3 protein-coding genes are annotated in these 1,529 nt (G+C 65.1%); 1 reads left to right on the top strand and 2 read right to left on the bottom strand.

Features of this window, described 5'->3' with window-relative positions; all coding sequences use genetic code 11:
* Positions 1–76: 76 nt before the first annotated feature.
* Positions 77–391, bottom strand: coding sequence for a hypothetical protein (locus SAS01S_RS21920; RefSeq protein ID WP_066813370.1), 315 nt, complete (start codon positions 389–391; stop codon positions 77–79).
* Positions 392–461: 70 nt separating this feature from the next.
* Positions 462–890 carry a VOC family protein gene (locus tag SAS01S_RS21925; RefSeq protein WP_066813372.1) on the bottom strand — a complete coding sequence of 143 codons (429 nt, stop codon included), beginning with the start codon at positions 888–890 and terminating at the stop codon, positions 462–464.
* A gap of 61 nt (positions 891–951) precedes the next feature.
* Between SAS01S_RS21925 and SAS01S_RS21930 the strand changes: the two genes are divergently transcribed.
* Positions 952–1,491, top strand: a complete 540-nt coding sequence (locus SAS01S_RS21930) for a 2'-5' RNA ligase family protein (RefSeq protein WP_066813373.1) — start codon at positions 952–954, stop codon at positions 1,489–1,491.
* The last annotated feature ends 38 nt before the right edge of the window (positions 1,492–1,529 follow it).

Below are 1,529 nucleotides of genomic sequence, written 5' to 3' on the forward strand. Positions count from 1 at the left end.
ATGCCTCGCAGAGCGTATCGCCCGTGACTGCCCCACCCCAACCCCTCCCCTGAAGGGGAGGGGCTTAAAACGCCGGTCAGCGCACCTGCGCGTCGTGCTTCTGGCGATAGATCGCGCGGCTGGTGCGGTCCTGCATGCGTTCGATGCGATAGCGTTCGCGGCCGTTGAGGCCGCCGCCTGAGGCCCGGGCGCGGGCTTCGTAGCGGGCGATATGGCCTTCGCGGCGCTCGAGCCGATAAGCTTCGCGGCGATTGAGTTCGCCGGTGCGGATGCCGTTATAGATGCGATCCTGCTGGCGATGCTGGCGCTGGTTGATCCGGGCCTCGGACGGTGCGGCGGCGGTCAGCGCGGTCAGGCCGATCAGCGCGGCGCACAAGAGCTTGGTACGCATGTCTCTTCTCCTCATCGTTACAATGCCGAGAGGATAACGGGCGAGCGGCGGCCACCCTTCGCGGTCCGTCTCAGATCCATCCCGGCGCGTGGACGATCTCCAGCTTGAGCCCGTCGGGGTCGGCGAAGAAGACGGCGTAATAATTGCCGGAATATTCGGGATAATGCGCCGGCGGGTCGAGCACTGCGATGCCGTGTTCGACCAGCAGGGCATGCGCCGCGTCGACCACCTCGCGGCTCTCGACTCGCCACGCGAGATGGTGCAGCCCCGGCGCATAGCGGTCGTGCGATCCGCCGCTGGTCGCGGTGCGGATGCCCAGCGAGGCGCCGAACGGCTCGCGCCCCTTCAAATCCCATTCGCAGCCGTCCGGCCGGTCCTTGACCAGCGTATAGCCGAGGAAGTCGAGCATTGGCGCATAGACGCGCCTGGCCGCGGCGACGTCGCTGACGCTCAGGTCGATATGGTGGAAGGCACCGCGATTGGCATTCGTGTCGGTCATGAGTCGACTCCTTCGATGCAAGAACATATCATGAACATATCACCCGATTCGGAGGACTGTCATGCTCGTGCAAACGCTTCACCGCCTGTTCTTCGCCATCAAGCCGGCGATGCACGCCATTCCCGCGATCGAGGCGGCGCGGCGGCTGTACTGTCCCGGTCGCCCGGTCAGGAGCGAGCATCTCCATGTCACGATGGAGATATTCAACGACCATATCGGCCTGCCCGAAATGCTCGTCGACCAGCTGATCGCGGTGGGTAACGATATCGATATGCCGGGATTCCTGCTGTCGATGGGGCGCGTGGTCGGGACGACGCGGTCGGTGGCGCTCCGGCCCAATGGCCGCTCGACCGGGCTCGCGCTGCTGCAGCGCGCGATCCGCGATCGCGTGACCGACGCCGGCTTGGAGCCGCGCGACGGCTGGACCTTCAACCCGCACATGACGCTCGGCTATCGCGACGAACCGGCCTTCTCGCGCGCGATCGATCCGATCCTGTGGCAGGTCGAGGAACTGGTGCTGGTCCACAGCCATGTCGGCGAAACGCGGCACGATATTATCGGGCGATGGATGCTGTCGCCGGAATTGCCGTTGTTCCAGTGAGCGGTTGTGGTCGAGCGGTTTTCGAATCCTCCCCGTTT

The sequence above is a fragment of the Sphingomonas asaccharolytica NBRC 15499 genome (assembly GCF_001598355.1).
GTDB classification, from domain to species: Bacteria; Pseudomonadota; Alphaproteobacteria; order Sphingomonadales; family Sphingomonadaceae; genus Sphingomonas; species Sphingomonas asaccharolytica.